The 25926-nt window shown below is 74.3% G+C and carries 28 protein-coding genes; 11 read left to right on the top strand and 17 right to left on the bottom strand.

The features are described 5' to 3' along the window. Nucleotides 1–22: 22 nt before the first annotated feature. Nucleotides 23–958, top strand: coding sequence for a hypothetical protein (locus KBX63_RS09820; RefSeq protein ID WP_210910693.1), 936 nt, complete (start codon nucleotides 23–25; stop codon nucleotides 956–958). Between the two features lie 210 nt (nucleotides 959–1168). After that, nucleotides 1169–2455: an MFS transporter gene (locus tag KBX63_RS09825; protein WP_210910694.1), complete on the top strand. Its 1287-nt coding sequence runs from the start codon at nucleotides 1169–1171 to the stop codon at nucleotides 2453–2455. 59 nt (nucleotides 2456–2514) lie between these two features. On the opposite strand, the gene KBX63_RS09830 is transcribed toward KBX63_RS09825, so the two are convergent. Continuing rightward, entirely contained in the window at nucleotides 2515–2901 is a 387-nt protein-coding gene (locus tag KBX63_RS09830) for a VOC family protein (RefSeq protein ID WP_210910695.1), read from the bottom strand. 145 nt (nucleotides 2902–3046) lie between these two features. Next, nucleotides 3047–3466: a YchJ family metal-binding protein gene (locus KBX63_RS09835; protein WP_307871672.1), complete on the bottom strand. Its 420-nt coding sequence runs from the start codon at nucleotides 3464–3466 to the stop codon at nucleotides 3047–3049. Nucleotides 3467–3667: 201 nt separating this feature from the next. Here KBX63_RS09835 and KBX63_RS09840 point away from each other — a divergent pair, with 201 nt between their 5' ends. Beyond that, nucleotides 3668–4099, top strand: coding sequence for a DUF6157 family protein (locus KBX63_RS09840; protein WP_210910697.1), 432 nt, complete (start codon nucleotides 3668–3670; stop codon nucleotides 4097–4099). Between the two features lie 86 nt (nucleotides 4100–4185). Here the strand turns inward: KBX63_RS09840 and KBX63_RS09845 are convergent, their stop codons facing one another. From KBX63_RS09845 to KBX63_RS09865, 5 genes are all read right to left on the bottom strand, one after another. Continuing rightward, on the bottom strand, nucleotides 4186–4953 hold the full coding sequence (locus KBX63_RS09845; RefSeq protein ID WP_247662082.1) for an SGNH/GDSL hydrolase family protein: 768 nt from the start codon (nucleotides 4951–4953) through the stop codon (nucleotides 4186–4188). 85 nt (nucleotides 4954–5038) lie between these two features. Beyond that, nucleotides 5039–6145, bottom strand: a complete 1107-nt coding sequence (locus KBX63_RS09850) for a magnesium and cobalt transport protein CorA (protein ID WP_210910699.1) — start codon at nucleotides 6143–6145, stop codon at nucleotides 5039–5041. Between the two features lie 105 nt (nucleotides 6146–6250). After that, entirely contained in the window at nucleotides 6251–6835 is a 585-nt protein-coding gene (locus KBX63_RS09855) for a class F sortase (RefSeq protein WP_307871673.1), read from the bottom strand. Nucleotides 6836–6950: 115 nt separating this feature from the next. After that, nucleotides 6951–7436 (bottom strand): hypothetical protein, encoded by a 486-nt coding sequence (locus KBX63_RS09860; RefSeq protein ID WP_210910701.1) that lies wholly within the window; start codon nucleotides 7434–7436, stop codon nucleotides 6951–6953. Nucleotides 7437–7732: 296 nt separating this feature from the next. Then, a complete protein-coding gene (locus tag KBX63_RS09865) occupies nucleotides 7733–8569 on the bottom strand; it encodes a metalloregulator ArsR/SmtB family transcription factor (protein WP_210910702.1) in 837 nt (278 codons plus the stop codon). Nucleotides 8570–8706: 137 nt separating this feature from the next. Between KBX63_RS09865 and KBX63_RS09870 the strand changes: the two genes are divergently transcribed. The 3 genes from KBX63_RS09870 to rnhA all read left to right on the top strand — a co-directional run bounded on the left by KBX63_RS09870 (nucleotide 8707) and on the right by rnhA (nucleotide 11932). Further along, complete coding sequence (locus KBX63_RS09870) at nucleotides 8707–9978, top strand: MFS transporter (RefSeq protein ID WP_307871674.1); 1272 nt, start codon at nucleotides 8707–8709, stop codon at nucleotides 9976–9978. A 41-nt stretch (nucleotides 9979–10019) separates the two neighbouring features. Beyond that, a complete protein-coding gene (locus tag KBX63_RS09875; protein WP_307871675.1) occupies nucleotides 10020–11330 on the top strand; it encodes a lycopene cyclase family protein in 1311 nt (436 codons plus the stop codon). 125 nt (nucleotides 11331–11455) lie between these two features. After that, on the top strand, nucleotides 11456–11932 hold the full coding sequence (gene rnhA, locus KBX63_RS09880; protein ID WP_210910704.1) for a ribonuclease HI: 477 nt from the start codon (nucleotides 11456–11458) through the stop codon (nucleotides 11930–11932). Between the two features lie 18 nt (nucleotides 11933–11950). Here the strand turns inward: rnhA and KBX63_RS09885 are convergent, their stop codons facing one another. Beyond that, on the bottom strand, nucleotides 11951–12187 hold the full coding sequence (locus tag KBX63_RS09885) for a preprotein translocase YidC (protein ID WP_210910705.1): 237 nt from the start codon (nucleotides 12185–12187) through the stop codon (nucleotides 11951–11953). Between the two features lie 39 nt (nucleotides 12188–12226). Then, entirely contained in the window at nucleotides 12227–13450 is a 1224-nt protein-coding gene (locus KBX63_RS09890) for an MFS transporter (RefSeq protein ID WP_210910706.1), read from the bottom strand. A 5-nt stretch (nucleotides 13451–13455) separates the two neighbouring features. Between KBX63_RS09890 and KBX63_RS09895 the strand changes: the two genes are divergently transcribed. Then, nucleotides 13456–13977 (top strand): MarR family winged helix-turn-helix transcriptional regulator, encoded by a 522-nt coding sequence (locus KBX63_RS09895; protein WP_210910707.1) that lies wholly within the window; start codon nucleotides 13456–13458, stop codon nucleotides 13975–13977. 52 nt (nucleotides 13978–14029) lie between these two features. Here KBX63_RS09895 and KBX63_RS09900 read toward each other — a convergent pair whose 3' ends face one another. The 3 genes from KBX63_RS09900 to KBX63_RS09910 all read right to left on the bottom strand — a co-directional run bounded on the left by KBX63_RS09900 (nucleotide 14030) and on the right by KBX63_RS09910 (nucleotide 17024). Beyond that, nucleotides 14030–14926 (bottom strand): pentapeptide repeat-containing protein, encoded by an 897-nt coding sequence (locus tag KBX63_RS09900; protein WP_210910708.1) that lies wholly within the window; start codon nucleotides 14924–14926, stop codon nucleotides 14030–14032. 91 nt (nucleotides 14927–15017) lie between these two features. Beyond that, nucleotides 15018–16094 (bottom strand): DUF5919 domain-containing protein, encoded by a 1077-nt coding sequence (locus tag KBX63_RS09905; protein WP_210910709.1) that lies wholly within the window; start codon nucleotides 16092–16094, stop codon nucleotides 15018–15020. A 123-nt stretch (nucleotides 16095–16217) separates the two neighbouring features. Then, nucleotides 16218–17024 carry an SDR family oxidoreductase gene (locus KBX63_RS09910; RefSeq protein ID WP_210910710.1) on the bottom strand — a complete coding sequence of 269 codons (807 nt, stop codon included), beginning with the start codon at nucleotides 17022–17024 and terminating at the stop codon, nucleotides 16218–16220. A gap of 71 nt (nucleotides 17025–17095) precedes the next feature. On the opposite strand from KBX63_RS09910, the gene KBX63_RS09915 reads away from it, so the two are divergent. Continuing rightward, entirely contained in the window at nucleotides 17096–18514 is a 1419-nt protein-coding gene (locus KBX63_RS09915) for an RtcB family protein (protein ID WP_210910711.1), read from the top strand. Between the two features lie 54 nt (nucleotides 18515–18568). On the opposite strand, the gene KBX63_RS09920 is transcribed toward KBX63_RS09915, so the two are convergent. After that, nucleotides 18569–18997 carry an archease gene (locus KBX63_RS09920; protein ID WP_210910712.1) on the bottom strand — a complete coding sequence of 143 codons (429 nt, stop codon included), beginning with the start codon at nucleotides 18995–18997 and terminating at the stop codon, nucleotides 18569–18571. Between the two features lie 98 nt (nucleotides 18998–19095). Here KBX63_RS09920 and KBX63_RS09925 point away from each other — a divergent pair, with 98 nt between their 5' ends. Next, nucleotides 19096–19698, top strand: coding sequence for an MBL fold metallo-hydrolase (locus tag KBX63_RS09925; RefSeq protein ID WP_210910713.1), 603 nt, complete (start codon nucleotides 19096–19098; stop codon nucleotides 19696–19698). Here KBX63_RS09925 and KBX63_RS09930 read toward each other — a convergent pair. Continuing rightward, the gene (locus KBX63_RS09930) at nucleotides 19665–20411 is read right to left on the bottom strand and encodes a B3/4 domain-containing protein (protein ID WP_210910714.1); all 747 of its coding nucleotides are present in this window, start codon (nucleotides 20409–20411) and stop codon (nucleotides 19665–19667) included. The genes KBX63_RS09925 and KBX63_RS09930 overlap by 34 nt on opposite strands. Before the next feature lie 8 nt (nucleotides 20412–20419). Further along, nucleotides 20420–21034, bottom strand: a complete 615-nt coding sequence (locus KBX63_RS09935; protein WP_210910715.1) for a LysE family translocator — start codon at nucleotides 21032–21034, stop codon at nucleotides 20420–20422. A gap of 62 nt (nucleotides 21035–21096) precedes the next feature. Here KBX63_RS09935 and KBX63_RS09940 point away from each other — a divergent pair, with 62 nt between their 5' ends. Beyond that, nucleotides 21097–22593: a PLP-dependent aminotransferase family protein gene (locus tag KBX63_RS09940; protein WP_210910716.1), complete on the top strand. Its 1497-nt coding sequence runs from the start codon at nucleotides 21097–21099 to the stop codon at nucleotides 22591–22593. Nucleotides 22594–22742: 149 nt separating this feature from the next. After that, nucleotides 22743–23774 carry a PHB depolymerase family esterase gene (locus tag KBX63_RS09945; RefSeq protein WP_210910717.1) on the top strand — a complete coding sequence of 344 codons (1032 nt, stop codon included), beginning with the start codon at nucleotides 22743–22745 and terminating at the stop codon, nucleotides 23772–23774. Nucleotides 23775–23807: 33 nt separating this feature from the next. Here KBX63_RS09945 and KBX63_RS09950 read toward each other — a convergent pair whose 3' ends face one another. Then, the gene (locus KBX63_RS09950) at nucleotides 23808–25232 is read right to left on the bottom strand and encodes a DUF6297 family protein (RefSeq protein WP_210910718.1); all 1425 of its coding nucleotides are present in this window, start codon (nucleotides 25230–25232) and stop codon (nucleotides 23808–23810) included. Further along, nucleotides 25229–25852 carry an ABC transporter ATP-binding protein gene (locus KBX63_RS09955; protein ID WP_210910719.1) on the bottom strand — a complete coding sequence of 208 codons (624 nt, stop codon included), beginning with the start codon at nucleotides 25850–25852 and terminating at the stop codon, nucleotides 25229–25231. Before KBX63_RS09955 ends, KBX63_RS09950 begins: the two co-directional genes overlap by 4 nt. Nucleotides 25853–25926 lie beyond the last annotated feature (74 nt).

Genomic DNA, 25926 nt, shown 5'->3' on the forward strand with positions numbered 1-25926 from the left:
GCCCCGCATGGAGGAAAACCCGATGAGTGACAACGTCAGCGACGCGGTGGGCGACGCCCTCCGCTCGGTGATGCTCTTCCTGCCCAAGGCTGTCGCCTTCCTGGCGATCCTGGTGGCGGGATGGCTGATCGCCAAGGCCGTGCTGAAGATCGTCGAGAAGGTGCTGGAACGGGTGGGCTTCGACCGCGCCGTCGAACGCGGCGGCGTCCGCCGGGCGCTGAGCCGCTCCCGGTACGACGCCAGCGACATCGTGGCGAAGCTCGTCTACTACGCGGTGCTGCTGCTCACCCTCCAGCTCGCCTTCGGCATCTGGGGCCCGAACCCGATCTCCGACCTGATCGCCGCCGTGATCTCGTGGTTGCCCCGCGCCTTCGTCGCGATCGTCATCGTCGTGGTCGCCGCCGCCATCGCCAACGCCGTCAAGGACATCATCAGTGGCGCGCTCGGCGGGTTGTCGTACGGCCGGGTGCTGGCCGGCATCGCCTCGGTGTTCATCCTCGGCCTCGGTGTCATCGCCGCGCTGAACCAGATCGGCGTGGCCACCGCGGTCACCACGCCCGTGCTGATCGCCGTGCTGGCCACGGTCGGCGGCATCCTCGTCGTCGGGGTCGGCGGCGGCCTGATCCGTCCGATGCAGAGCCGCTGGGAGACGTGGCTGAGCCGCGCGGAGCAGGAGTCGCAGCTGATCGCCACGCACGCCCGCGCCTACCGGGCCGGCCGCCGGGACACCGAGGCCGAACTGGCCCGGCGGTCGGCCGCCGGCACCGACCCGGAGGCCACCCAGGTGGTCACCCGCCCGGTGGACCCGGACGCCACCCAGGTGGTGAGCCGCGGCGCCGACGCCGAAGCCACCCAGGTGGTGAGCACCGGCACTGACCGCGTGGTGCCCGACCAGCGCGCCAGCGACGACAGCGAGGCCACCACGGTCATTCCGCCGGTCGACCCGAATCGTCGCTGACGCCGAGCGAGGCGGCGGGGCGGGATCCGCGAGGGTCCCGCCCCGCTTCGCGTCGACCGGCGCGCCGAAAGCGCTGGCCCGCGCCGCGAGGCGGGTTCTAGCATCTCCGACATGACCTGGCGACATTGATCCAACGCCGTAGGCCGATCCCGTGGGCCACCGCGGGCACCGCTCGTCCGGTGTCCGTCTCCACTCCCACGGGAAGGCCTCATGACCCGCATCGCCACACGCGTGCCCGACCCGCCGGTCCGCCGGCTGACGGCCACCCTCTACGGGTACGCGTTCCTCAGCGACCTCGTCCTGCTCTACCCGGTGTATGCGCTGCTCTTCGCCGACACCGGGCTGTCGGTGGGGCAGATCTCCTCGCTCTTCGTCATCTGGTCGGCCGCCGGCATCCTCTTCGAGGTGCCCTCCGGCGCCTGGGCCGACGCGGTGTCCCGCCGGCTGCTGCTGCGCCTCGCTCCGCTGGTGACCGCCGCCGCGTACGCCCTCTGGGTCGTGGTCCCGTCGTACCCGGCGTTCGCGGTCGGGTTCCTGCTCTGGGGCGCCGGCGGCGCGTTGGTCTCCGGCGCCCTGGAGGCGTTGGTCTGGACCGAACTGGACCAGCTCGGCGCGGTCGGCCGGTTTCCCCGGGTGCTCGGCCGCGCCCGGACGGCCGGTGTGCTGGGTGTGCTGGTCTCCGGAGTGCTCGCCGGCCCGGTGCTCGCCGCTGGGGGCTACCCGGCGGTCGGGGTGGCGAGCGTGTTCGCCTGTCTGCTCGCCGCCGCTGTCGCCGCCCGCTTCCCGGAGCACCGCCCACCGCCGACCGCGCCGGTCGTGGCCGGGGAGCGCGACCCGGAGCCACCGTCCGGTGGGGACGACGCCGACCCGGGTTGGTGGGACACGCTGCGGGCGGGGGTGACGCAGGTCCGTACGCATCCGCCGGTACGCGCCACCGTGCTGCTGGTCGCGGTGGTGGCCGCCGACTGGGGCGCCCTGGACGAGTACACCCCGCTGCTGGCCCTGGACACCGGCGTCGGGGCGCAGGTTGTGCCGCTGCTGCTACTGCTGCTCTGGGCCGGGGTGACCACGGGCGGGCTGCTCGCCCCGGCGGGGGAGCGGCTGAGCGGGCTCGGCTATGCCGCCCTGCTGTTCGTCGTCGCCGGTGCGCTGGCCGGGGGAGCGCTCATCGCGCACCCGGCCGGGTTCGTGCTGCTCGCGGTGGCGTTCGGGGCCGCACAACTGGCCACCGTGCTGGCCGACGCGCGGCTCCAGGCGCGGATCACCGGGAGCAGTCGCGCCACGGTCACGTCGCTCGCCGGGATGGCCACCGACGTGCTGATCATCGTGACCTACATCGGCTACGGCCTCGTCGACACGGCGGCCGGCAACGCGGTGGCGTTCGCGGTGGCGGCCGGGCCGTACCTCGTCGTGGCGCTGGTGCTGGTGGCCCGCCGCCGGCGTCGCGCGGGCGCACGCGGCGGCGTCGCGGCGGTCGGCGCCCGCGGCCCGAGGTGACCAGGGGAGTGCGGTACGAGCCCGGCGGCGGTCGCACCGACCGCCGCCGGACCCCGGGCTCAACCGTGCATGTGCAGGAACGACCACTGGTGGCCGTCCAGGTCCCGGAAGCCGCGCATGTACAGCCGGCCGTTGGTGGTCCCCGGCCCGAGTGACTCCCCGCCCGCCACCGCTGCCCGGTCGACCAGCTCGTCGACCTGCTCCCGGCTCTCCGCCGTCAGCCCCACGATGACCTCCCGGTTGCTCTCCGTGTCCGTCACGGCGACCCCGGTGTACTCCTCGAAGGCCGAGCGGAGGTGCAACATCAGCCGGGTGCTGTCGGAGATGGTGAGCGCCAGGCTGTCCCCGTCCAGCTCGGCCTGCTCGCTGGTGAAGCCGAGCGCCCGGTAGAACTCGGCGGCGGTGGTCAGGTCACGCACCGGAAGATTGATGAACGTCATGGTCATCCGTGGTCTCCGTCCGATTCCAGCGGAGAAGCCGCCGCCGCGCCGCCGACCGGGCCTCCGCAGACCACGGGCCCGCTCGTACGACGGTGCGGTGCAGGACTACGCCACCGTCATCCTACGACCGAACCGGCCGTCGGGGCGGCGGTCAGGGCTGTTCGCCGTCGAGGTAGGCCCACCGGCCGTCCTCGCGTACGAACCGGCTGCGTTCGGTCAGCGTGCCCGGGCGCCCAGCCTCCCGGTAGTGGGCGTGGAAGGTGACGGTGCCGGCGGTGTCGAGCAGGCCGCCCCGGTCGGTCTCGACGATCTCCAGCCGGGTCCACCGCTGCCCCGGGTCCAGCTCCAGCCGGGCCGGCCGGGTCGAGGAGTGCCAGCTGCGCAGCAGGTGGCCGGTCTCGCCGAGGGCGAAGGCGCTGAACCGGGAGCGCATCAGCGCCTCGGCGGTCGGCGCCTGCGCCACACCGCCGTGCACCGGCGCGCAGCAGTCGGCGTACGCCTGACCGGAGCCGCACGGGCAGGCCCGTCCCGTCGTCGCGTCCGCCCGCCGGCGCCCCGCACCCTTGCCCACGCCGCCATCCTGCCGCATCACCTGACGGGCCCGGGCACCGACCGGAGCTGGGGTGTGTGGTGCGCGAGGTTCTTCGGGTGCAGGACACCCGACCGGTCGGTCTGCCCGACCGGCCGCGGCGTGTTCGTCAGGGCGCCAGGCTGACAGCCCGTGTCGCATTTCTCCAAGACCCTCCGTGCCATTGCGGAGAGGATGGCGTCCATGCACAGCACCAACTACGTGGACACCTTCATCCAGGTCGCGGAGGACAGCACGGCGTCGAGCGCCGCCGTTCCGCCGGCGCGGACCACGCCCGGTATCGCGGAACTCACGTTCCGGATGATCGCCGAAGCGCCCTACCGCTACACGTCGGACGACGTGGTCTTCACTGTCTGGGCCGACCGGCGTGGGATACCAGAGGCCGAGCGTGCGGCCGCGAGGGAGGAGTTCTTCGCCAAGGGTCAGCCGTGCCTGCGTGCGAGCGACCTCGGCAAGCGGTACGGCTGGGGCATCCACGCGGACTCCGCCGGCCGGGTCGCGCTGGTGCCCCTGGGCTCGACCGGGTACGCGCAGCTGGCCGGTGGCCGCGCACCGGACGGACGGCCCGTCACCGTGACCCGTGCCATGCGCAGCAGCCGGCGAGGTAGCCGGTAGGTCGTTGGTGTCAGACCGGGGCCCACCGGGCTTGCGCCCATGGCCAGCCAGGGCCGATCTGAACCCTCCGACGGTTGAAGATCAAGCTAGTCCACCTGCACCGGCAGCGGCACCGGCCGCTTCGCGACCCGGTCGTCGCCCGACGACTGGCCGCGCAGGTGTCGGGCCAGCCAGGGCAGCAGGTGCCGTCGGGTCCAGGCCAGCTCGGCGCCGAACACCTCGCCCCGGCGACGCCGTGGCGTCGGCGGCAGCGGCCGCGTCCAGGAGTCGTCGAACCCGGGCAGGCCCGCCGTGTGCGCCAGGGCGGCGGCGATCCGCTCGTGCCCGGCGCTGTTGGCGTGCAGCCGGTCGTCGCTCCACAGCCGGGGATCGGAGGAGACCGGGTGGGCTCCCAGGTCGAGCAGAGTGGCCCCGGTCCGCGCGGTGGCCGCCCGCAGCGCCTCGTTGAGTGCCAGCATCCGACCCCGCAGTGGCCGGGCCAGCGGCATCACCGGCGCCGGATCGGGCATCGTGAACGTCAGCACGGTGGCGCCCTGCCCGACCAGTGCCCGCTGCATCGCCGCGACATCCTCGGCGACCTGGTCGGCGTCGAAGGAGGGGCGCAGCACGTCGTTCATGCCGGCGACCACGGTGGCCAGGTCGGGGGCCAGGTCGAGGGCGGGCTGGAGCTGCTCGGCGCGGATCCGCGCGGTGGTCCGGCCACGGATCGCCAGGTTCGCGTACTCCAGGCCGCCCTGGGAGCGGGCCACCGCCAGGGCGAACCGGTCGGCCCAGCCCCGGTAGCCGCCAGCGCCGTCCGGGTCGTCGAGCCCCTCGGTGGTGCTGTCGCCGATCGCCACGTACCGCTGCCACATCACCGCGCGAGGTTAGCCGCCCGCCACCGCCGGCGGACCGGCGGCCGGTCGCAGTGACAGTTGATGATCGGTCCCTTGGCCCTGGTCACAGCCAGCCCGAGCGGCGGAACAGGCGGTACAGGGCGAGGGCGGCCACCGCCATCAGGGTGAGCGCGCCGGCGTAGCCGTAGCGCCAGCCCAGCTCCGGCATGTGCGAGAAGTTCATCCCGTACACGCCGGCGATGCCGGTCTGGGTGGCCGCGATGGCCGCCCACGCCGCGATCTTGCGCATGTCGTTGTTCTGCTCCACGGCGAGCTGCGCCAGCCGGGACTGGACGATCGAGGTGAGCAGGTCGTCGTACGCGGCCACCCGGTCCACCGCCCGGCTCAACCGACCGTCCACGTCGACGAACCAGCGGTGCAGGGCGCGCGGCGGTCCGTCGGAGCCCGGATCGAGCAGCGTACGCATGGGCGCCTGCAACGGCAGCACCGCCCGCTTGAACTCCACCACCTCCCGCTTGAGCTGGTAGATGTGCTGGATGTCGGCGGAGCGGTCACGGGCGAACACCGACTCCTCGACCCGTTCCAGGTCCCGCTCCACGTGCCCGGCCACCTCCAGGTAGGAGTCGACCATCCGGGCGCAGACCGCGTACGCCACCGCCCACGGTCCCGCGGCCAGCAGCGCCGGTCGGCGCTCGATGTCGGCGCGGACGCTGCGCAGCGCCCCGGCGGCGCCGTGCCGCACGGTGATGGCGAACCGGTCGCCCAGCAGCACCATCACATCCCCGGTGTCGATCACCTCGGAGGTGTCGGTCAGCTCGTCGTGCTCCACGTACCCGGCGGTGCGCAGCACCAGCAGAGTGACCGGCCCGTGGCGTTGCACGGTGGGCCGGTGCCCGTCGGCGAGCGCGTGCTCGACGGTCAGCTCGTCGAGCCCGAAGGTCCGGCCCACCGCGGCGAGCACCGCCGGCCCGGGGTCGTGCAGTCCCAGCCAGACGAAGGCGTTGCGGCCGCGCCGGGCGTGGGCGTACGCGTCGGCGTAGTGCGGGCGGCCGGGCTCGCGCCGGCCGTTGACGTAGACGGCGCAGTCGACGACGGCGTCCGGGTTGGACCGGCGCGGGGCGGGCGACTCATCCTCGGCCCGACCGAGCAGTCGACGGGTCAGCGCGCGTACGCCTCGGCCGGCCCGGTCCCGTACGGACTGCTGATCCACGTGTGCCTCCCCGTCGCCGGCGCACCGCCCCACGGCGCCTGGAGGGGATGGTGCAACCGCATTCTGCCGAGCAGGGTCCGGCTCCCGACAGCCGGGCGGCCCGGCTCAGGCCGTGCGGGTGGCGAAGACGACGATGTTGTCCACGTAGTTGCCGGTCCCGGCGTCGAACCGGCCGCCGCAGGTGATCAGGCGGAGCCCGGCGATGTCCGACGGGCCGTAGACCAGGGTGGTGGGGAAGTGGTCCTTGGGGTACGACCGCACACCGTCCACAGTGAACGTCGTGACCCGCGCGTCGGCGCGGGTGATCCGGATCTCCTGGCCGGCGCGGAGCCGCCCGAGGTCGAAGAAGACCGCCGGGCCGGCCGGGGAGTCGACGTGTCCGACCACGACGGCGTTGCCGGTCTCACCGGGACTGACCCCGTGCCGGAACCAGCCGGCGAGGGTCGGCCGGTCCAGCGGCGGCACCTCCAGCACCCCGGCGGCGTCCGCGCCGACCGGGACGACCTCGGCGCGTACGCCGATGGCCGGGATCTGCACCCGGACGGGCGCGGCGCGGGGCAGCGGCGCCAGGTCCGGTGCGGGGTGGGTGCGTGTCGGCGTGTTGGCTGGCGGCCGTGGTGGCCGCGCCGGGTCGGCGGTGACGCCGACGGTGATCAACCCCAACCCGCTCACGCCGAGCAGGGCGACCACGGCCGGTAGGGTCCGCCGTCTCCACACGTGCCGACCTCCGTACAAGATGGTCGGGGTGCCCGCGCCGGTGACACCGGTGCGGGCACCCGTCCTCAGGGATGGAGCGGGTCGCCGGTCAGGCGACGGCGGACACCGGACGGCGCCGGCGGAACAGGATCACCGCGCCCACGGCGGCGGTGCCGAGCAGCGTGCCGCCGGCGGCGAGGGCACCGTTGTCGCGGTTGCCGCCGCCGGAGCCGGCGGGGGCGCCGCCGATCGGTGTGACGGTGAACGTGGCGCTGCCGGCGGAGCTGCCGTCGCCGCAGGTGGCGGCCACGGTGTACGTGCCCAGGGTGAATCCGGCGGTGAAGAGTTCGGCGCTGAGACCGCCGCCGGCCGCCGCCGTGGTGGACCGGACGTTCTGGTCGCGGTTGGGTCCGGTGACGCGGAAGATGGCGTCACCCGACTTCGGGTTGCAGGTCGTCGCGGTGAGCACGACGGTCCCACCGACCGGGGTGGTGGCTGGTGACACGGTGGTGTCGGCCAGTGCGGCGCCCGGCAGCAGGAGCGTGCCGAGGCCCACGCCGAGCGCCGCCGAACAGAGTGCTGTTGAGACCTTCATACGCGTCTTCCCTCACTTTTCGTCCGCTGACTGCGTGGGACGTCGTTCGGGTGGCCAACTCCGTGACTAGCACCGGTGTGCCCAACACTAGGTGCGTTGGGACCACGATCCGGTGAAAATGAGAAATCCTCGTTGCCGTCACGTGTCCTCCCGAAGGCGGGGAGAGCTGCGGAAAGGCCCGCACGGCCCGACCGGCACCGCTGATCCGATCGATGTCCGTGCGGCCGGGCTGTCACGGGTGGGTCGATGGCGAGGTATTGCCGGCGACGGCGGTAATGCACTGCCCGACGGGCGGCTCAGCCGGCCCGTTCCGCCGGGGCCGGCTCGGGCATCGGCTCTCCGGTTTCCACCAGCGTCTTGAGGCTGGCCAGCAGCTCCGGCCAGCCTCCGCTGCCGTCGAGCTGGCCGCTGATCGCCCGGTGCATCTCGCTGTCGGGGGAGAAGCCGTCGTGGATGACGGTCAGCCGGACAGCCGACGGGCCGTGCGGCTCGATCTCGAAGGTCACGGTCGACCGCCGCTCGTCGAGCCGGGCGGCCAGCTCCTCGGCGGACCAGCCGAAGTGCTCGGCGTGCTCGGGCTGGAAGCCGTGCCAGCTGTAGGAGAGGCGTCGGTGCGGCTCGGCGACCAGCACCCGCTGGCCGAGATCGCGGGGCTCGCCGTCGGGCGCGTCCTGCCACAGCACCGGTGAGCCGACCTGCCAGTCCGACACCAGCGCGACCCCGCCCCAGTAGCGGCGGGTGAAGGCCGGCTCGATGAGCGCGGCCCAGAGTCGCTGCGGCGTGGTGGTGATGTACGTGGTGTAGACGAACGTGGGGCTCTCCATGGGCTGGTGCTCCAATGCTGTGCGCAGGTCGGCGAGTGCCGTCGCCCGCTGATGGTCGTAGCGGCTGAGCCACCGGTCGGCGATGGCGGTGATCGGGGCGGCGTTGAGGTAGTGCAGCTTTTCCCGGCCGCGCCGCACGGTCGTGACGAGTTCGGCCGCCTCCAGCACCGACAGGTGCTTGCTGACCGCCTGTCGGGTCGTCGCCAGACCGTCACAGAGCTCCCGCAGGGTCTGGCCGTTGCGCTCGTTGAGCCGGTCGAGCAGTCGGCGGCGGCTGGGATCGGCCAGCGCTCGGAACGCCTCGTCCATCGACCCTCCCATAGGCAACCATCCGGTTGCCCGCCAATATAGGCAACCAGATGGTTGCATGTCAAATGACAGCGCGACTTCTGCCCACGGACAAATTCGGGGTGGAGCCCGGAGAGCCGCTGGTAGGTTCCGTGCCCGTGAAGCGGGACAGGGACGCCGGACTGGGCACGCGGTTCGCCCGGCTGTGGGCGGCCAGCACCCTCTCCGCGCTGGGCAGCGGCCTGGCCACCGTCGCCGCGCCGCTCTTCGTCGCCTCGCGGACGAACGACCCGCTCGTCGTGGCCGCGGCATCCGCCGTGGCCTGGCTGCCCTGGTTGCTCTTCGCCCTGCCCGGCGGGGTGCTGGTGGACCGGATGGACCGGCGTCGTCTGATGATCGTCATCGACCTGGTGCGAGTGCTCGCGCTGGCCGTGCTGGCCGCGGCGATCATGACCGGGACAGCCGGCGTGCTGCTGCTGTACGCGGTGCTGTTCGTGGTCAACACCGGTGAGATCGTGTTCCGTGCCGCCAGCCAGGCCATGCTGCCGACCGTGGTGCCCCGGCACCGCCTGGCGCGTGCCAACGGCTGGCTCGGTGGCGGCACCACCCTCATGCACGGCATGCTCGCCGGGCCGCTGGGCGGTTTCCTGTTCGCGCTCGCGGCGAGCAGCCCGTTCCTGGTCAACGCCGTCACGTACGCCCTCAGCGCGGTGCTGGTGGCGCTCGTCGGAGGCGACTTCCGGGCCGCCGCCACCGACGTGAGCGCACGCCGGCCCCGCTCCATGCGGGGGGAGATCGTCGAAGGGCTGCGCTGGCTGGCCCACCATCGGCTGCTCCGGACGATGGCCGTGCTGATCGGCCTGCTCAACGTGACCCTGACCGCCGCGCTGGCGGTGCTGGTGCTGCTCGCCGACGAGCGACTGCGGCTCGGGTCCGTCGGCTACGGGCTGTTGTTCACCTGCATGGCCTGCGGCGGGGTGCTCGGTGCGCTCCTCGGCGATCGGCTCATCGCCTGGTCCGGCGCGACCTGGACGATACGGGTCGGCCTGCTGATCGAGGCGGGGCTGCACCTGGCGCTGGCCGCCTCCCGCAGCACGGTCGTGGTCGGGTTCGCGCTCTTCGCCTTCGGCGTGCACAGCGCACTGTGGAACATCGTGGCGAACTCGCTGCGCCAACGGCTCACCCCGCCCGCGTTGCAGGGCCGGGTGGCCAGCACCACGCTCTTCGTGGCGGCGGGTGGCAACTGCGTTGGTGCCCTGCTCGGCGGCCTGCTCGCCGCCCGGTTCGGCATCACCGCGCCGTACTGGGTCGGCCTGGTGGTGGCGATCGGCGTCTCCGCCGCCACCTGGCGGGTCTTCACCCGCGCGGCGGTGGCCCGCGCCTACGCCGACCCGCCCCCGGCCGTACCCGAGACCGCCCCGACGGGTTGACGACGCGCCGCGTCGGTGGCGGCGCGTGGTGGGGTGGGGACGTGTGGCAGCGTGGGGCCGTGACCGGACGCGCGCCGCTGGACGTCGAGCTCGCGCTGCTCGGCGGCGGCGGCGCCGCGTCGCTGCTGCTCGCCGCGCTGGACCGGCACGGCGTACGCGACCTGCGGATCGCGGTCGTCGACCCGGTGCGCCGGCGTGGCCAGGACCGCACCTGGGCGTTCTGGGGCCGCCCGGACAGCGACCTGGACCCGCTGCTCAGCGCGAGCTGGCAGCAGGTCGAGGTGGCCACCCCGGCGCGGCGTCGGGTGATGGACCTGGCCCCGCTGCGGTACGCCATGCTCCGCTCCGGCCCGGTCTACGACCGGGCTGCCGAGGCCGAGCGCCGCCTCGGCGCCACCCGGATCGTCGCGCCCGCGGAGTCGGTGGTCGACGACGGCACCTGCGTGCTGGTGCGTACCGGCGGCGGACCCACCGTACGAGCCGGCTGGGTGCTCGACTCCCGGCCCCGCCCACCGGCCCGACCCGGACGGACGACCTGGTTGCAGCACTTCCGGGGCTGGTGGCTCGAAGCCGACCGGCCGGTGTTCGACCCGGCGCGAGCGGTGCTGATGGACTTCCGCACCCCGCAGCCGACCCGGGGCGTCTCGTTCGGGTACGTGCTCCCGGTGAGTGACCGCTACGCCCTGGTCGAGTACACCGAGTTCTCGCCGGCCCTGCTCACCGACTCCGGGTACGACGCGGCGCTGGCCGGCTACCGCGACCTGCTCGGGCTCGATCCGGCCGGGCTGCGGGTGCGCGAGGTGGAGAACGGGGTGATCCCGATGACCGACGCGCCGTTCCCGGCCCGGCCCTCGCCCAGGGTGGTCCGCCTCGGCACGGCCGGCGGCGCGACCCGCCCCTCCACCGGCTTCACCTTCTCCGCCATGTACCGCCAGGCCGACCAGGCGGCCCGTGCCCTCGCCGCCGACCGGCCGCCGGTGCCCGCGCCGGCGTACCCCCGCCGGCACCGCTGGATGGACGCGGTCGCCCTGCGCGCGCTGGACCGGGGCGGTGTCGGCGGCCCGGACTTCTTCGACCGGCTCTTCGACCGCAACCCGGCCGAACGGGTGCTGCGCTTCCTCGACGGCGTCACCACCCCGGCCGAGGAGATCGCGGTGATGAACTCCACCCGGCTGCTGCCGATGATCGCGGCCACCGCCGGCGACGCGGCGGACCGGATCCGCGACCGGCTGCGCCCGACCCGACCCGCCCCGGCCATCCCGGCGGCCGTGGTGGGCGTCCCACCCTCCGGCGGAACGGGCGATGCCGAGCCGGACGTCGCCGGGTCGGAGCCCGGCGCGCCGCCCCGCTGACCATCATGGCGATCGTCTCCGGCAGACCGTGCCCGGGTGGCGCACGGGATTTTCGGCCGGCGCCGGCCCGGCGTGGCGGCCCCCGAGCGCGGGGCGCGGCGTCGACGCCCGGTAGGTTGCCGGGCATGGTGGACGCGGCGGCCGGCAGAGGTGTGCAGATCTGGACCGACGGGGCGTGCAGCGGCAACCCCGGGCCGGGCGGTTGGGGAGCCCTGCTGCGCTACGGCGACCACGAGCGGGAGCTGTGCGGCGGTGAGGCCACCCCGACCACCAACAACCGCATGGAGCTGATGGCGGCCATCCAGGCGCTGGAGAGTCTCACCCGGCCGGTCGTCGTGGAGCTGCACACCGACAGCACGTACGTGCGCAACGGCATCACCAGCTGGCTGGCGTCCTGGAAGCGCAACGGCTGGCTCACCGCCGCGAAGCAGCCGGTGAAGAACGCCGACCTGTGGCAGCGGCTGGAGGCGGCCTGCGAGCGGCACCAGGTCACCTGGTTGTGGGTCAAGGGGCACAACGGGCACCCGGAGAACGAGCGGGCCGACGGGCTGGCCAACAAGGGCATGACCGAGGCGCGGGCGGCCGCGCTGGCCAGCCGCTGAACCCGCGCTGAGCCCGCGTCAGCGGGTCGCGTCGGGATGCCCGGGCATGGTGGACCCGCCGCCGCTGCTGCCGGAGGAGCCACCGGCGACACCCGAGTTGTCGTCCTCGGTCACGATGTCCGGCCGTACGTCGGTGCCGTCCGGCGGCGGGACCTCGGTGTCCGCCTCGACCTGCACCAACCGCGCCTGGCCGGCCTCGTCCTCGCTGTGCTGCGGGTCGCCCGGCAGCTCACCGTCGCGCTTTCGGAAACCCACGCCGTGCCCCCCGTCGGTGCCGTTCCGCGTCGGCGGTGGCTACCCGGCGTCGTCGCCGACGAAACCTCGCCCGGCCGTGGCGACCGGTGGTTGGGTTGCCGCGCTCCCGTTTGGCGGGGCGGACGGCAGGCGCAGGGTGCGGCGACGGGTGAGCGCGACGACCAGCGCCAGCGCCAGCGCGCCGGAGACCACCAGGAACGCCGGGGTGTTGCCAAGGTGGTCGTTGACCGCGCCGCTGGTCGACGAGCCGACGGCGATACCCAGCTGCCCGACGGTCTGCAACCAGCCGTACGTCTCGGCGAGCCGGGGCGCCGGGGTGGACAGGGCCAGGATCTCGTCGGTGACCGCCAGGAACGGCGCCAGCGCGAGCCCGAAGACCGCCAGCGCCACGGCCATCTGCGGCACGGACCGGGGCAGCAGCAGCGCGAGCGAGGTGGCGGCCAACGTGCCGACCAGTGCCAGGTACGCCCCGGCGGGGCTGCCGGGCCGGCCCAGGCGGGCCAGCAGCACGCCACCGGCCAGGCTGCCCACCGACCACACGGCGACCAGCAACCCGGCCTGCTCTGGATGCCCGACCGCGCTGGCGAAGGCGGGGACCAGCACCCACATGGCGCCGATGCCGACCATGTAGCCGACGTGGGTGGCCAGGACCGTGCGGCGGATGGCCCGACCGGGGGCCGCGGACCGGCTCCCGGCGGGTCGGCGCTCGGCCTCGCGGCGAGGTATCACGACGGCGGTGCCCACCAGCCCGGCAGTGCCGATCGCAGCGAAGGTCACCAGCGCCCCGGCCGGACCGCTGACCAGCAGGCTCAGCGTCACCGCGAGCGGGCCGCCCACGTAGAGCAGCTCCTGCCCGACCGCGTTGACGGCGTACGCGCGGCTCAACGCGGGGGAGGGAACCATCCGGGCGAGCTGGGCGCGCCCGCTGCCCATCGCCGGTGGGGTGCTGAGCCCGGCCGCGGTGGCCAACGCGACGAACGCCACCGGACTGGTGACCACCGCCAGCCCGAGCAGGGCGAGCAGGTGGACGAGGCCGGTGGCGAGCAGCACCGGCGGGTCGCCGAGCCGGCCCAGCAGCCGGCCGACCAGCGGTGCGGTGAGCGCCAGCCCGATCCCGCAGCCGGCGCTGGCCGCCCCGGCCGTGGCGAAACTGCCGGTGTTCTGGTGACCGAGCAGCACGACGAGCAGCTGGCGCATGGCGACCGGTAGCTGCGCCACGGTCATCAACACGATGAGCAGTGCCGCGCGCCGGGGTAGATTCATGACTTATGAATCTACCCGGGGAGAGCTCCGCCAACCTGCTCGGTGCCCTCGCGTTGCTCGCCGGCTCCCGGATGCGCGCGTCGGTCAACGCATCGATCGGGGCCAGCGGCGCGCTCGCCGAGGCGCTCGTCGTCCTCAAGGACCAGCCGGGAGTGACGGCCGAGTGGCTGGGTCAGGTGCTGGGGCTCACTCAGCCCGGTGCCGCGCACCTGGTCCGGCGGCTGCGGGAGCAGGGCTGGGTGGAGCGGCGGGCCGGCGCCGACGCGCGCAGCCGAGCGCTGCACCTGACGCCGGAGGGCGCGAGCGCCGCCGCCCGGATCCTGCGCGCCCGGGCGGAGGCACTGACCGCTCTGCTCGCCCCGCTGACCGCCGAGCAACGCAGCCAGCTCGACGACATCGCCCGGACCCTGCTGCACGACGAGGTGACCGACGCCCGCAGCCTGGCCCACCTCTGCCGGCTCTGTGACCGCGCCCGCTGTCCGCGGTGCCCGGTCCACGCCGGCCTCCAGGAGCTGTCCGCCGACTGACGCCGCGTGCCATCGCCGAGCCGACCGACGCGGCAGCGCCGCGCGGGTCGCGTCAGCGGCGCCGACCCCGGCGGGCGGGGACAGTGGCGCGGGCCGGCCGCCGGACCGGGGTGAGCGCCAGCGCCGTCCAGTGCGCCGGCCGGGTGAGCGTCGCCGGCAGGCCGGTGCGCGCGTCACCACGCGCGGCGTCCAGCTGGGCCTGGTGCAGGAAGAGGGTGGCCCGCAGGTCCGCGCCGCGCAGATCGGCGCCACGCAGGTCCGCGCCCGTGACGTCGGCCAGGCCCAGGTCGACACCGCGCAGGTCGGCGCCGATCAGCAGCGCCCCGCGCAGGTTGGCCCGGCGCAGGTCCACCCCGCGCAGGTCCGCCCCCAGCAGCTGGGCGCCCCGGCGGTCGGGACCGGCGGTGCCGCCCCGGGATCGGGCCGCGTCGCCGGCCCGCGAGAGCAGCGGGTTGACCCGGTCGCGGTGCGCGGCCACGTCCACCGCGCGCAGCTGTGCCGGGTCGCCCCCGGTGAACGCCGCCGTCTCGGCGCGGACGCGGTCCAGCTCGACGCGCAGCTCGGCCGGCGGGCGCAGCGCCAACGCCTCGGTGAGGTACCAGAGCAGCTCGTGCAGCGGACGCAGCACGGTGAACGCCGCGGCCATCTCCGGCAGCGTCTCCGGCGCGTCCCGCCAGTCCCGCCCACCAAAGGTCACCTGGGCGACCTGCTGGCCGGCGCCGAAGCAGTCGAACACCGTGCAGCCGGGAAACCCCCGCTCCCGCAGCTCGGTGTGAATGCCGCAGCGGTGGTCGGGACGCAGGTTGGCGCAGGGTTGACCAGCCGGCTTGTCGACGGCGAAGTCCGCCGACGCGGCGAAGGCGGGCACCACGCAGCACAGCCCGAAGCAGCGCCCACAGTCGGCGCGCGGCTGCGTCGGCCCGGGCGGGGAAGCGGGACTGGGCGACACGCGGACGGTCCTCCTGACGATCGGGCACGGCGACCACCATTGTCCCGCGCGCCACCCCGACCGGGCAGGGTGGGGTCATCCTCCGTGCGCGTCACTGCCCGCCGCGGAGCGGGGTACGCGGGCCGCCCGGCTGCTGTGGCGCCAGCCGGCGGATCGCCCGCTCCCCGTTGCCGGGCCCGTACTTCTGGTCGAAGTGCCGGACCACGGTGGCAGCCGACGTACGGTCTCCATCGGCCGGCTCGGCCAGGGCGAACGCTCCCGGCGCCGCCCCGGGCGCCCGTGGCGGGAGCACGGCCCGCACGGTCAGCGGCCGGGCCAGCCGGAACGCGTGGCAGTCGACGTAGTACTGCCCGTCCACCGTCACGTAGGGCACCTGCACCTCGACCACGTCGGAGTCGTCGTGGCGCAGCGTGACCGTGACCGACCAGTACCGTTCCAGGTCCAAGGTCGCCTGCTCGTGCTCCCACAGCTCCTCGAACCGGGCGTGCACGAACCCGCCCCACGGGCTGTCCATGTCCACCTCGAGCTGGGGCACGTTGAACGACAGCTTTCCGATCGGGAAGAACGAGATCAGCGCCCTACCGTCCCACTGGTAGAGCTGGATCGACGGGGAGGCGTCGTAGAGCCGGACCTGCAACCGGTGCCGCAGCCGGGGCTCGAGGGTGTCGGAGAAGGCGGCCAGGTGGCGCAGGTTGGTGCGGATCTGCCGCGGCACGTTCACCCGCTGACGTTCCAGCTCCTCGGAGCGCTGCTGTGCGGCGGTGCAGTCCGGGTCGAGCAGGAGCAACTGCACCTGGGAACCGTTGGCCAGCGCCGCGCGGACCGCCCCCAGCGTCTCCTCGCGGTGCCGCTGCTCGAGCAGGATCGTCCAGGTGTCGAGGATCCGCACCCGGCGGCCGGCGCGGTGCAGCCGCGCCACGAACGCCTGCTGGTCGAAGCTCAGGTGCTCCTGCACCCGCGCCTTGCGGGCCTCCTCGAACAGCGGGTCGAAGATGACGTACGAGATGGCCGCGAGCACCACGCTGGCACCGAGGTTGAGCAGCAGGTCGCTGAGGAAGCCCGTGCTGCGCCAGGCGGCCAGCAGCATGAGGGCGGCGATCCCGAGCAGGGCCCCACCGACGACGAAGGCGCGCCGTTGCCGGCCGCCCCGACCAGCCCACCTGGGCATCCGGTCCCCCTCCGTCGCCGGCCGGCCGCACCGCCGCCGCTGATCATCGGAATGGGGAAGGATACGTGCCCGGTTTGCCGCTCGCTGTCCCGTTCACGACCGACGGTGTCTGTCGCTGGGGGATCAGACGTTCCGCCAGTCGTCAGTGGTCAACGCGGCGGCCTGCGGGCCCATCAGCAGCATGCCGCCGTCGACCGGCCAGGAGGCCCCGGTGACGTAGCTGGCGGCGGGGGAGGCGAGCAGCGCGACCACGGCGGCGACCTCCCGGGCGTCGCCCGGCCGCCCCACCGGTACGCCGGGCCGCTCCTGGGTGAACGGGTCGACGTCCTCCTGACCGGTCATCGGCGTGGCGATCTCGCCGGGGGCGACCGCGTTGACCGTGATCCCGTCCGCGGCCAGCTCCTGTGCCATCACCCGGGTCAGCAGCCCCAGCCCACCCTTTGCGGCGCAGTACGCGGCCGACCCGACCCGGGGTGCGTGCTCGTGCACGCTGGTGATGTTGATGATCCGTCCGCCGGCGCCGGTGGCCCGCATCCGCCGCGCGGCCCGCTGCGCGCACAGGAACGGCGCGTCCAGGTCGACGGCGAGCACCTCCCGCCACTGCTCCCACCCGGTGTCGACGAACGGAGCCGAGGCACCGGTGCCCGCGTTGTTGACCAGCACCCCGATGTCGCCCAGCCGGTCGGCCAGTTCGTCCACCACCGCCGCCGCCTCCGGCAGCCGGGTCAGGTCCACCGCGGCGACCTCGCAGCGCCGCCCGGTGGCGCGGACCTCGGTGGCGGTCCGCTCCGCGCCGTCGGGGTCGCCGTACCAGGTGATGCCGATCTCGAAGCCGGCCTCGGCCAGGGCGACCGCGCAGGCCTTGCCGATGCCGGAGTCCGCGCCGGTGACGACCGCGATCCTCGGATAGTTCTCGTATCGCTGGGGCATGCTCCCGCACTACCCGGACCCGACCGACGCCAATCGGGTGTAGCAGCGGGTGCGGTGGGTAGCCGCCGGGTATGGAGCTGGTCCAGGAGTCGCCGTACCGGTTCCGGATCGACCGGGAGGCGCCGATGCGGGTGCCCGGGGTCGTGTTCGCCGTGCCGGAGCTGCTGCCCGAGGTCGGTGCCGACCGGTCGCTGGACCAGGTGGCGAACGTGGCCACGCTGCCCGGCATCGTCGAGGCGTCCTACGCCATGCCCGACGTGCACTGGGGTTACGGGTTCCCGATCGGTGGCGTCGCGGCCACCGACGTCGCCGCCGGCGGTGTGGTCTCGCCCGGCGGGGTGGGCTTCGACATCTCCTGCGGGGTCCGACTGCTCACCGCCGAGCTGGACCGGGCGGAGCTTCCCCGGGTCATCGACGCGCTGATGGACGGTCTGGACCCGGCCATCCCGCGCGGCATGGGCCGGGGCGCGGTCTGGCAGCTCGCGGACCGCGCCGAGCTGGACGCGGTTCTGCGCGGCGGCTCCCGGTACGCCGTCGAGCAGGGGCACGGGGTGCCCCGGGACCTGGCCCGCTGCGAGGACGGCGGCGCGGTGACCGACGCCGATCCGGCGCAGGTCAGTGAGCGTGCCGTGCAGCGAGGCCAGGGCCAGGTCGGCAGCCTTGGCTCCGGCAACCACTTCCTGGAGGTGCAGGCCGTCGAGGAGGTGTACGACGAGCCGGTCGCCGCCGCGTTCGGGCTGCGCCAGGGTCAGGTCTGCGTCATGATCCACTGTGGCTCCCGGGGGCTGGGTCACCAGATCTGCACCGACTACGTGCGCGTCATGGAGCGGGTGATGCCCCGGCACGGCATCGAGGTGCCGGACCGGCAGCTGGCCTGCGCACCGGTCGATTCGCCGGAGGGTCGGGCCTACCTGGCCGCGATGGCCGCCGCGGCGAACTACGCCCGGGCCAACCGGCAGCTGCTCACCGAGTCGGCCCGCCGGGTCTTCACCCGGGTCGCCGGGACCGATCTCGACCTGGTCTACGACGTGTCGCACAACCTCGCCAAGATCGAGGAACACGAGCGGGACGGCGGCACCCGGCGGCTCTGCGTGCACCGCAAGGGCGCCACCCGGGCGCTGCCGCCCGGTCACCCGGACCTTCCCTCCGACCTGCTCGACGCGGGGCAGCCGGTGCTGATTCCCGGCTCCATGGGCACCTCGTCGTACGTGCTCACCGGCGTCGCCGGCAATCCGGCCTTCGCGTCCACCTGTCACGGCGCCGGCCGTACCCGCAGCCGGGGCGAGGCCACCCGCGCCGTCCGGGGCCGGGACGTGCGGCGCGACCTGGCGGCGCGGGGCGTGGCCGTGCGCGGCGCGTCCTGGAAGGGGTTGGCCGAGGAGATGCCGGACGCGTACAAGGACGTGTCGGCAGTGGTGGAGGCGGCCCGGGGCGCCGGGCTGTGCCGGCTCGTCGCCCGGCTCACGCCGCTCGGCGTGGTCAAGGGCTGACCGCACCCGGCCGGCGCAGCCCGTCCGGGGCGTGCACCGCAGGGCCGCCGGCGCTCAGACGTCCAGGGTCACCGCGCACGACCAACCGGCGTCGTCCGGGCCGACGCGCAGGGCGTGCAGCGACACCGCCTTCGGCACCGCGCCGACCAGCTCCACCGCGTCGGTGCTGGTCGACCGCCAGCGCGCCCGCAGGCCCCCGTCCTTGGTCGACCGTACGTCGCAGTCCAGCGGCAGGGTGCCTTCGGTGTCCAGCCGGAAGATCACCTCATCCAGCAGGCCGACCAGCATCTCGCCGTCGTCGCCGGGCGGCAGCTGGAACTCGGTGTCCGCCTGCGGCCGGGCGCCGGCGGTGTCGGCGAACGTCTCGACCAGCGCGGCGACCGCCTCGGCCAGGCACCCCTCCCGGTCCGGCGCCCACGCCTCGATCCGTACGTCGGCGGTGTGCGGCACGCTCCGGTGCCCCCGTTGCGTCGAGCGCTGCATGCCTCCGATCATGCCGGTCGCTGGCCCCGCCCATCCCGGAACCGCCCTCGCTTGGCACGGGGACCACGACCGGCCGGCCGGCGAAGTACCGTCGCCGGATGCGGATCACCCGGTTCACCCACTCCTGCGTCCGCGTCGAGCACGACGGCGGCGTGCTGGTCGTCGACCCCGGCACGTGGAGCGAACCGCGCGCCCTGGTCGGCGCGGACGCCGTCCTGGTCACCCACGAGCACACCGACCACGTGGACGTGCTCCGGCTGGCCGGCCTGGGCGTCCCGGTGTACGCCCCGGAGGGCGCCCGGCTGCCCGACCTCGCCCCGCTGCCGGTGACCCGGGTGCACGCCGGTCAGCGCTTCACCGCGGCGGGCATCACGGTCAGCGCCCACGGCGGCCGGCACGCCGCCATCCACGAGGGTCAGCCCGACTGTGCCAACCTCGGCTACCTGATCGGCGACGAGCTCTACCACCCGGGCGACGCGTTGCACGTGCCGGACGAGCCGGTGCACACACTGCTGGTCCCGGCGCAGGGGTCCTGGCTGCGCCTCGACGAGGCGATCCGGTTCGCCCGAGAGGTGGGCGCCGAACGGGCGTACCCGATCCACGACGCGCAGCTCAACGAGCGGGGCCTGGCCAGCGTCGCCGGCTGGTTCGCCGAGACGATTCCCGGCTACCGCCACCTCGTCCCCGGCGACAGCGCCTGACCGGTCATGCCACCGGCGGCCGTCCCATCGAACCGAGGTGCGGCGGCGGTGAGCACGGCGGCGCGCGTCGCCGCGGACCACCCGTCGGCCAGCTCCGCCATCAGCGCCGCGACCAGTCGGGTCACGTCCGCCTCGGCGCCGGGGTGCAGCGCCTCGGCGACGATCAGCACGGACGAGGTACCCTCCCGCACGGCCGACCAGCCGCTCTGCCGGTTCGTCCAGCGCCGGGCGTGGGCACGGCCGGCGGCGTCCACGAAGGTCACCTCACCCGGGTCGGGGTGCTCGGTGTCGCCGGCGAAGGTCAGGTACTCCTCGTCGCCCCGGGCCGGCCGTACCAGCAGGTCGCCGTCGACCCGGTCCAGGTCGAGCACCGCGACCGGGATCGCGTACGCGGCCGAGACGGCGTTGCAGAGGTCGACCAGGGGATGCAGCCGGGGCAGGTCGCCGTCGAGCCGCAACCGGCGCAGCAGCGCTTCCGCCGCGCACCGGTACCGGGTGGGGCGCAGCCCCATGGCCGCGTACGCCCGCCGCCACGCCTGGATCTCCGGGAACCCGCTCTCGGCGCCGCCGGTCAACCGCTCACGGGCGATGGCGAGATGGCAGGCGGTCCGCTCTGTCACGTCGGCCGTGGCGGTGATCCCGGTGGCCCGCACCACGCCGGCGACGAGATCGGGGTACGCGGCACGGAGCTGCGCGGAATGCTCGAACTGCACGGGACTTCCTATCGTTCGGTGAGGGCGAGCGTCACGCCGAGCGCGACGAACGTGCCGGCGACGGACCGGCGCAGCCAGTCGGTGACCCGCGGCCGGGTCAGCACCCGCTCGCGGAGCCGGGCCGCGAAGATGCCGTAGCCGCTGAACACCAGGAAGGTGAGCAGCATGAACACCGCGCCGCAGGCGAGCATCGACCGGGTCGAGCCCGGGGCGGTGGTGTCCACGAACTGCGGCAGGAACGCGACGAAGAACAGCGTCGGCTTCGGGTTGAGCAGGTTGACCAGCACCCCGGAGACGATCACCCGGGCCGCCGAGCGGGGTGGCGCGGCGGCGGTGGTCGCCGCGAAGGCGCTGCGGTCCCGCGCGGTCGACCAGCCCAGATAGAGCAGGTACGCGACGCCGAGGTACCTGACCACCTCGAACGCCGCCGCGCTCGCCTGCAGCAGCGCGGCCAGCCCGGTCAACGCCGCCAGCAGGTGCGGCACCACCCCCAGGGTGCAGGCGAACGCGGCCAGCACGCCGGCGCGGGCGCCCCGGGACAGCCCGGCGGAGACCGTGAAGAACACCCCGGTGCCCGGAGTGATCACCACGATCAGCGTGGTGATCAGGAACGGGATTGTCACGGTCGTCCTCCGATGGCCTTGGCGGTGCTGCCTGATCTCCACTCTGCTGCCAAGATGGTCCGGTGAGCAGGGCCAAACCGAGAGCAGCCGAGAGGTCCATAACGGCCGGCTCGGACTTCCTGCACCTGACCATCACCGACGCTCCGCCGGGAGGGCGGGCCGACTGGCTGGCGGGCCGGCTGCGCCAGGCCATCGCCGACGGGCGGGTGCCGGTCGGCGGGCGGCTGCCGGCCACCCGGGTGCTCGCCGCCGACCTCGGTGTCTCCCGGGGCGTGGTCACCGAGGCGTACCAGCGGCTGACCGAGGAAGGGCATGTCACCGGTCGGGGCCGCGCCGGGACGGTGGTCGTCGCCGCCCCGCCCGCGCCCGCCACGCCGGCGGCCGCGCCGGCCGCCGAGCCCATGCCGGCCGCGCTCTCTCCCCCCGCTCCGGGCAGCGACATCTTCGACGCGGTACGCGCGGCGAGCGCGACGATCGACCTGACGCCCGGCGTACCCGACCTGGCCGCCTTTCCGCGCGCGGACTGGCTGCGCGCCGAACGGACCGTGCTGCGCCACCTCGCCGCGGCCGACCTGGGCTACGGCGACCCGTGTGGCACGCCCGCGCTGCGACGGGCCGTGGCCGCCTGGCTGGCCCGCAGCCGGGGCATCGCCGTCGACCCCGCCGAGGTGATCATCGTGGCGGGCGTGTCCCAGGCCCTGGGGCTGCTCGCCCAGGCGCTCGGTCCGGCCGGCATCGACCGGATCGCGGTCGAGGACCCCGGCTCGTTGGGCGTACGGCAGCACCTCAACAACTGGGGGGTCCACACCCCGCCGGTCGCGGTGGACGACGCCGGGCTGCGCGTCGACGAGCTGGCCGCCAGCGGAGCACCCGCGGTGATGCTCACCCCCGCGCACCAGTTCCCGACCGGCGTGGTGCTCGACGGCGACCGTCGGCGTCAGCTCCTCGACTGGGCCCGCGCCGGCGGTCTGATCATCGAGGACGACTACGACGCCGAGCACCGCTACGACCGGCCCCCGGTGCCGGCGCTGCGCGGCCTGCTGCCCGAGCAGGTCTGCTACGCCGGCAGCGTGTCCAAACTGCTCGCCCCGGCGCTGCGGGTCGGCTGGCTGCTCGTGCCGGCCCGCCACCGGGAGGCGGTGGTGGCCGCCAAGCGCAACGCCGACCTGGGCAACGCGGTGCTGCCGCAACTGGTGCTGGCGGAGCTGATGACCTCCGGCGCGCTGGAGCGACAACTGCGGCTGCTGCGCCGCCGACACATCCGTCGCCGGGACGCGATGATCGCCGCGCTGACCCGGCACCTGCCCGGCGCGACCGTGCACGGCGCGGCCGCCGGGCTGCACCTGACGATCACACTCGACACCGAGCTGGCCGACACCGAGCTGGCCGCGGCGACGTTGGCTCGCGGGGTGAAGGTGCAGCCGCTGTCCTGGCACTGCCAGCGGCCGCACCGTCCAGGTCTGGTGCTCGGCTACGCCGCGAACACCGCATCGGACATCGAGCAGGGCGTCGCGACGATCGCCACCGCGCTCCGCCAGCTCCGCCGCGCAGCGTCATGATCACGTGAACCGATCAGGTGATCTCGATATCTGCGGGGTACACACCCGCGCCGCCGGGCGTGTCGGTTGCGCTCATACCGTGTGTGGTGTGCGTCACGATAGCGTCGGCGCACGCCGACGCCCCGCCGGCGCTCGCAAGGAGAGCGTCCATGCCGACACCGCTGAAAGCAGCCACCGCCCTCGCCGCCGTCCTCCTGCTCATCCTGACCACCGCGGCGCCCGCCCAGGCCGCCACCCCGTCCACCAAGCCCCCGGTCTCCGGATCGCTGCGCGCCTACAACGTCTCCGGCGTGTACGTCGCGGGCGTCTCCTCCGGTGGCTACCTCGCCACCCAACTGCACGTCGCCTACTCGTCGCGGATCCGCGGCGCGGCCGTCTTCGCCGCCGGGCCGTACTACTGCGCCCAGAACAACGTCGCCCAGGCGCTCTACGGCTGCGGCGACAACCTGTACCCGACCAACGTGGCCGCCCTCCAGGCGTACACCCGGACCTGGGCGTCCTACGGCTGGGTCGACCCGGTCGGCAACCTGTCCGGCGACCCGGTGTACGTCTTCCACGGCGGCAACGACACCACCGTCAAGAAGTCCGTCACCGACGACCTGGTCCGCTACTACCAGCACTTCGGGGCCAGCGTGCAGTACGACAGCGGCTCCGCGGCCGGCCACTCCTGGGTCACCCCGTACGGGACGCGGGGCTGCACCGCGACCGCGTCGCCGTTCCTCAACGACTGCGGCGCCGATCCGCAGAACGCCCTGCTCCGCAAACTGCTCGGTGGCGTGACCGCGCCGAACACCGGCCCGCTCGGCGGCACGCTCATCCGGTTCAGCCAGAACACCTTCGCGGTCAACGGCTGGGCCAACGGGCTGAGCATGGACGCCAACGGCTTCGCCTACGTGCCGTCGTCCTGCGCGGCCGGCCAGTCGTGCCGGTTGCTGGTGGCCCTGCACGGCTGCCTGCAGGGGTACGGCTCGGTGGGCACCGCCTTCGTCGACCGGGCCAACCTGAACCAGTACGCCGACACCAACAACCTGATCGTCCTCTACCCGCAGGCGAGCACCGCCGGCGCCAATCCGAACGGCTGCTGGGACTGGTGGGGCTACCTCGGCGCGACCAACTACCCGATCAAGGGCGGCGCCCAGGTGGAGACCGTCATGAACATGGTCCGGCGGCTGGACGGCTGAACGCCCCTGGGCTGACCGGGTGGGTCCGTCCGGTCAGCCCAGGAACAGGCGGACCAGGACCAGTACGGCGAGCAGCGCCGGACCACGCGCGCCCTGACGCAGCAGGTCGACCGGGATCATCCCGAACGGCGTGTTCACCGTCGCGCCGCCATAGTTGATCGGTGGTCGGGTGCCGCTCCGCCACGCGGCGGCCACCACCCCGAGCGCCAGCGCCGGCCCCAGCCAGGACGGCCCACCGTCGACGGTCGGCAGGGTGAGCAGCCACCACAGGCCCGCGCCGACGGCCGGTACGACCACGTGGATCCCGCGCAACGCGGCGTCACTGCCGCCGAGCGCCCGACGCAACCCGGGCGAGCGGCTGATCGACCGCAGGCCGCCGGTCAGCCGGTCGGTGGCGAGGTAACCGAACACCACCTGCGCCGCACCGGCCAGGCCGGGCAGGGCGAGCGCGGCGGCGTACTGGACCAGGATCATCGCCACCCAGATCAGCAGGGCGCTGGGGTGGCGGCGCAACCGGCGCACGTCGGCCTGGAGCATCGCCCACCAGCCGGGGCCGGGCAGGAACCGGCGGCTGCGGACGCGGCCGATCTGCCGCCAGCGCCGGCTCTCCACCAGGCCGGCGAGCATGCTCGGGTCGAGCAGGATCGTGGCCGTGGCGGCGGCGTTGGCGAACTGGGCGCCGGTGGTCAGGGTGGCGCGGTCCACCCGGGGCAGCGCGCGGACCGCGAGGACGGCGGCGGCGACCGCGAGGGGCACCCCGACGGCCACCAGCGCGGCGGTCGGCGTCGCCGCCGGCCGGGGCAGCCCGTCGCCGAGACGACCGACGAGCACCACGAGCCCCGTGATGATGGCGGCCGCCAGCAGCGGCAGCACCCCCGCCAGGGCCGGCCACCGCCGGCCCGCCCGGTTGCCCTGCGCGACGACGCTCAGCGCCAGCGCGGCCGCTCCCCACCCCGCGCCGGCCGCCGCCGCCCAACCCAGGGCGGTCAGGTCGGTGACGCCGCCGAGCGCCGCCACGCCCACTCCGACCAGCGCGGTGCCGGCCGTCGCTCCCATCAGCAGGAGGGCGAGGCGGGGCGCCAGCCAGGCCCTCCGGTCGACCGGGGCGCTGGTCACCCAGCTCTGCGTCGCCGGGGTGACCAGCAGCGGACCGAGCGCGCGCAGGCCGCGCCAGGCGAGCCCGGCACCGGCCAGCAGCGCGGCGACCGCCAGCCACCAGCGCACACCCGGATCGGCCCGACCGACGGTGGGGGAGTCCAGCATGTCGCGGCTGGCGCTGATCGCGAACCAGCCGTACATGCCCACGAACAGGACCACGACGTACGCGTCGCCCAGCACGTCACTCAGCGAGTGGTCGTGATGCCGGCGGCGGGCCTGGCGCAGGTGCGTGCGCACCTGCCGGGCGGTGGGCACGCCGGCTGGCGCGTCGGCGACGGTTGCCGGCGGGGCGGCGGTCACCGGCCGATCTCGATGCGCTCGTCGACCACCGCGTCGATCAGCTCCGGGTCGTGCGAGGCCAGCAGCACGGCGGTGCCCGCGTCCCGTTCCCGGCGCAGCCGGTCGGCCAGCCACTGCCGGCCGCGTACGTCCAGCCGCTGCTCCGGCTCGTCCAGGATCAGCACCCGGCGCGGGCGGACGAAGCAGGACGCCAGCGCCAGCCGGCGGCGCTGCCCGCTGGACAGGGTCACCGGCAGCTGGTCGCGGGCCGGTTCCAGGCCCAGTTCGGCGAGGACCTCCTCGACCGGCTCGGCGGTGCCGCCGTGCGCGTACGCGACCAGCTCCAGGTGCTCGACCACGGACAGGTCGGGGAAGAAGTCGATGTCGTCCAGGGCGGCCGCCACCAGCGCCCGCACCTGAGGATCGGTCTCGTCGGCCCGGCGCCCCTGCACCAGCACCTCGCCCGCGTCCGGCCGGTCGGCGCCGACCACGCAGCGCAGCAGGGTGGTCTTGCCGCTGCCGTTGGGGCCCAGCACCACCGCGATCCTACCCGCGTGGAGCGTGAAGCTCACGTCGTCGAGCACGACCAGGTTGCCGAAGTTGCGGCCAAGTCCCCGCACCGAGAGCGCATCCACGATCACACACTCTCCCAGACCCCTTCAACCGGCCAACCTGAGCGACCGACATCACGCGGGTTCCCGCCGCCGTACTGGGC

Origin of the sequence: Micromonospora sp. U21 (assembly GCF_018070045.1) — a bacterium.
Taxonomy (GTDB): domain Bacteria; phylum Actinomycetota; class Actinomycetes; order Mycobacteriales; family Micromonosporaceae; genus Micromonospora.